Source organism: Flavihumibacter sp. CACIAM 22H1 (genome assembly GCF_001601815.1).
In the GTDB taxonomy this organism is placed as follows: Bacteria; Bacteroidota; Bacteroidia; order Chitinophagales; family Chitinophagaceae; genus Flavihumibacter.
Window position 1 is genome coordinate 8,090 of record NZ_LUKG01000103.1, and the last position, 4,471, is coordinate 12,560.

The following is a 4,471-nucleotide window of genomic DNA, read 5'->3' on the forward strand; positions in this document are numbered from 1 at the left end:
CATCCACAAAGAGGAAAAACCAGTTATTCCGTAACACATCGGCCCCTTTCAATACCAGGTTTTGCGAACCATCGGGCCGAATAAAGTTGGAATGTAGTGCTTCCAGTTTTGATAAAAACTGTTGTTCCACTTCCTTATTACGGTGTACGATCATTACTTTATCGCCATCCGGAACCACGATTTCATCCTTATCGCCGGGTCTTGTTTCATAGCCCTTATAGGAAAAAATAGGCTGAAAAACCAGGTATTCGCCTTTTTCCTGCAACATCAGGCGGCGTTCCGGTTCGCCATCTTTATAAGAAGAAATCAGGCTCGGATCAAATTCTACCTGGTACTGTTTGGCCAGCGGAAGCACCAGCTGCTTCAGTTGCATGGGCCAAACCGATTTCGCAATCGTTATAACTCCTTTTGGCATAAAGGTTTCCACGCGGTTCACATCTTCTTCATTTCGCCAGGTATAAAGATGGTCGTTATAAAAAAACAGGAGGTTGCTGCTGAATTTATTATCAGTGAGTTTAAGCTCTGCGCCATTTATTTTCACCCAGCAGCTTAATTCATATTGCCGGCCTTTTAATTGAACCTTAAAATAAGGAACCAGGGGTTCTGTTACTATACCAATGGATACCAGTTGGTCAGTTTTAAAGGGTTTTCCCTGCGGTAGCAAGTAAACGAAGGGGCTGTCTGCCACATCATTCATTAATTTTTTCAGCTTGGGCTGCATGTATTCAACCACCAGGTGCTTGGTTTCGGCAGGCAACTCTTCGCTTTCATGATGAATGATATTTTCCCAGATGCCGCTGAAAGGAGAATTCCTGTTCAGGTATTTTGTAAGTTCTGATTCCTGCATCCGTCGAAGTGCCGGAACAAGGAGGCGGTCTGCTTCGGGGTAGAGTTCAAGGTTCACATATTTTGAAAGGTCTACTTTCTCAACCTTGCCAAGAAAACGCTGTTGCGATTCTTCTGTTTCGCCCTGTATGGCATCCACTGAAAACCCGGGATAGGTTTTTTGTTGCAGGTTAATAACCAGTCCAACTCGTAAAGCTGCGCCTGGTTCAGCCTCTGCCGTTTCCACTTCCTCTGTTTCTACAGGAGCAGCAACCACCTGCTCCTGCGGCCTGGGTCGATTATTTGCCTGGAGTGGGTTGATCCGTTTTATGGATGTATCCAATACCCGCAAAAACGGCTTGCCTTCTTTGTAGGCAAATTCAAATTTTCCTTTAAGATCGTCGTTGAGGCTGTAGCCATAGGCCTCGAGCAGTTTGTTTTTTTCCTTATCCCAATTGCGGATTGAATCGAAATAATTGGGCCCGAAGGAATTCAGTAATTGCAGAAATACAATCACTTTGGGCAAACAAAGCGGGTGTTTGGTATCCAAATAATCACAGCTCGTATCAAAATTCCGTTCTTCATTTTTACGGATAACCACCCGGTAACTGGTGCCTTCCAGCTCTACTGTAGCTTTTACCACTTCATCCGCGGCAGATTCAATATTGGCCTTATTGGTACGCAGGTATTGTTCTGCGGCAGTATAGGTTTCAGGGCCACTTAGCAGTTTGATCGTTTTAAGATCAATGCTTTTCATTTTGATAACCGTATGTCGCTGATCGTATTCCACCTCTTCTGCCTGTAATAGATTTTTATCCAGCAGTTCCTGTAGTTGAATAAGGGCGGCTGCTTCATGCCTGCAGATATCTCCCAGGTTATAAGGGCAGCTACAACGTACCGATAACGATTTGGGATCTGTAAACTTCTGAACATACACTTTGTAATAAGTGCTGTAACTGTCGTCTTTTACCCGAAACGTTACGGAACCCAGCAATTCATCGTATTCCACCATCTCTACATAACCAATTGCATGAATTTTTTTTCCTCTGCGGATCACTTCATCGGTGCCATTGGTATATACATATTTGATAAGGTGCGGTAATGCCATTCAAGCTTTTTTAAGTTATCCTGCTTGTGAACAGGCCAATCTGCAAAAGTAACGGAAACTGTAGCAGATAACCATAATAAATATTCCTTTTTGCGGCACGGTATTAGCAATGGCAATGATAACTTTGTCTTTAAAGCCTGAATTGTTATGAATTGGTTTCCCCGAGTAGTCCTGGCCGCTGGCCTCGTCAGCACCCTTCCCGCTTTCAGTCAACGTTTGAAAAAAGCCGAAAAACAAGTGGTTGCACAACTGAAAGAGCATGTGTATTTCCTGGCGGATGATCGTTTAGAAGGCAGAAGAGCAGGTACAAAGGGCGAACAATTGGCAGCTGATTATATACAAAAACAATTGAGTACCATCGGGCTCACCCCAAAAGGCAACCAGGATAGCTGGTACCAGGAATTCCCCATTTATGACGGAAAAGACTATTCCAAAAATTCTTACCTGTTTATAAACGGGCATGAAATCAATAAGAAAAACTATTTCCCGCATCCCCTTTCACCGGAGCGGATGCTGGAAGCCATGCCCTCCATTGCATTAAAGGAAGAAGGCGTTCCCTGGTTCCTCGATTTTGGTGCAGAAAAAGAAGCCAATAAGTCCAACCCTCATTTCGACGAAGAAGCTGCTTTACTGGAAAAAATTAAGGCGGCAGCGGAAAAAGGAGCCACCGCACTGCTGGTATACAATGACGCTTCCCAGCAATACAAGCCCAAACAAAAAGGCGAAGAACTCCCCATCCCGGTTTTTTTCCTGAGCAAAACAGCTTCCGACAGTTACCTGCACGACGAAACCGATATGCTGGAAATAAAGCTGAAAACCGGCTTTACAAAGCTGGAAAGAACGGGTCGTAATATCCTTGGATTTATGGATAACGGCGCTGCCAGTACGGTTGTAATTGGCGCGCATTACGATCACCTGGGTTATGGCGAAGACGAAAATTCAATGATTCGTACGGCCAACCCAGGGCTTCATAACGGGGCCGATGATAATGCCAGCGGAACAGCGGCCCTGATTGAACTGGCCCGACTACTGAAAACTGAAAAAAAACAGGCTTTTAACTACCTCTTTATTGCTTTTTCCGCGGAAGAACTGGGTTTATTCGGTTCTAAATATTTTACAGAAAACCCTACCATTCCACTTAACACGATCAATTACATGGTTAACCTGGATATGGTTGGTCGGCTTAACGACAGCAGTAAAACAGTTACCATTGGCGGGTATGGAACCTCCCCGTCCTGGTCGTCCACCTTCTCCTCTCTCCGGGATAACCGTTCCTTAACTCTTAAGTTTGACAGCAGTGGTACGGGCCCGAGTGATCATGCTTCCTTTTACAGGAAAGATATTCCGGTATTGTTTTTCTTTACCGGCTTACACACCGATTATCACAAACCTTCCGATGATGCCGATCGGATCAATTATACAGGCGAATTAAAAATCATTCAGTTGATTCAGTCAGTAATAAAATCAACGTCCACCCAGCCCAGGTTGGCCTTCAGCAAAACAAGAGAGCAGCAAACGAATACGGCCGCCCGTTTCAAAGTTACCCTTGGCATTATGCCCGATTATGCATTCAGCGGAAACGGTGTTCGGGTAGAAGGTGTATCAGAAGGAAGGCCCGCGCAAAAAGCCGGGCTTAAAGCAGGTGATATAATTGTAAAACTGGGCGACTATTCCATCGTTTCTGTGGAAAACTATATGCAGGCCCTGGGAAAATTTAAAAAAGGCGATAAAACAACCGTACTATTCAAAAGAGCTGAAACCGAAAACAAAGCAACTGTAGAGTTCTAACAAACTACCCATGAAATTAAAACTGGACGTTTCCGAAATGACCGAAGATTTTTTCGGAGACGCGCATCTACTGGGAATTGTTGCACCTGTCAGAGACTACCAGTTCTGCTGGAACCTGAACAAACAGTTTCGGTTTAGTTTCCGGGTAAATATCGGATTGGAAATTCAACTAAATAAAAAGAACCGGAACTACTTCTTCCCGGTTTATGAACATAAAGAACCGCAGTTCTTTCGCAATCATTACCTCTATAAAAACCACCACGATGGGGAATTTCTCTTACCGGAATTCAGGCACCTCGATTTTTTATGGTTGATCAAAGGCGATGATGTGCCCACTGAACTGCTTGCCGCCCTGAAAGAAGGCATCCGCACCCTACCAGGCGTTCAATTGGTAGTAGAACTCACCAATGAAAAAATTAAAAACAAGGAACACCTGATCTTTTAATATGGGACTTATCAAACAATTATCAGATACCAGCAAACAATATGGATTCCTGAATGCAGCCTACCTGGTTTTTACTAAAATCGGTGAAAAATTCGGGTACTACCAGGAGGTATATACCGTTTTTGAGCAAAACCTCGACGCTGTAAAAACTACCCGGCCATTAGCCAATGGATTTTATTGCAGCGAATTATCCCTGGCCGACCTCAATACTATGCAAAGCTCCTGGCTTTCGCAGGAGCAGGTACAGGCTTTCAGAAACCGCCTTTCAGAACCGGGATGCATCGGGCTCGGTATTTATACGCAAA

The 4,471-nt window shown here is 44.3% G+C and carries 4 protein-coding genes; 3 read left to right on the top strand and 1 reads right to left on the bottom strand.

Going from position 1 to position 4,471, the window contains the following annotated elements; all coding sequences use genetic code 11:
* Positions 1 to 1,933, bottom strand: a 1,933-nt coding sequence (locus tag A1D16_RS19525) for an SNF2 helicase associated domain-containing protein (RefSeq protein ID WP_366207086.1), incomplete at its 3' end; no start/stop codon positions are given.
* A gap of 147 nt (positions 1,934 to 2,080) precedes the next feature.
* Between A1D16_RS19525 and A1D16_RS19530 the strand changes: the two genes are divergently transcribed.
* From A1D16_RS19530 to A1D16_RS19540, 3 genes are all read left to right on the top strand, one after another.
* On the top strand, positions 2,081 to 3,721 hold the full coding sequence (locus A1D16_RS19530) for a M28 family peptidase (protein WP_290712657.1): 1,641 nt from the start codon (positions 2,081 to 2,083) through the stop codon (positions 3,719 to 3,721).
* 10 nt (positions 3,722 to 3,731) lie between these two features.
* Positions 3,732 to 4,166 carry an IPExxxVDY family protein gene (locus tag A1D16_RS19535; RefSeq protein ID WP_290712659.1) on the top strand — a complete coding sequence of 145 codons (435 nt, stop codon included), beginning with the start codon at positions 3,732 to 3,734 and terminating at the stop codon, positions 4,164 to 4,166.
* A 1-nt stretch (position 4,167) separates the two neighbouring features.
* A partial coding sequence (locus A1D16_RS19540; protein WP_290712661.1) for a hypothetical protein occupies positions 4,168 to 4,471 on the top strand: 304 nt, incomplete at its 3' end.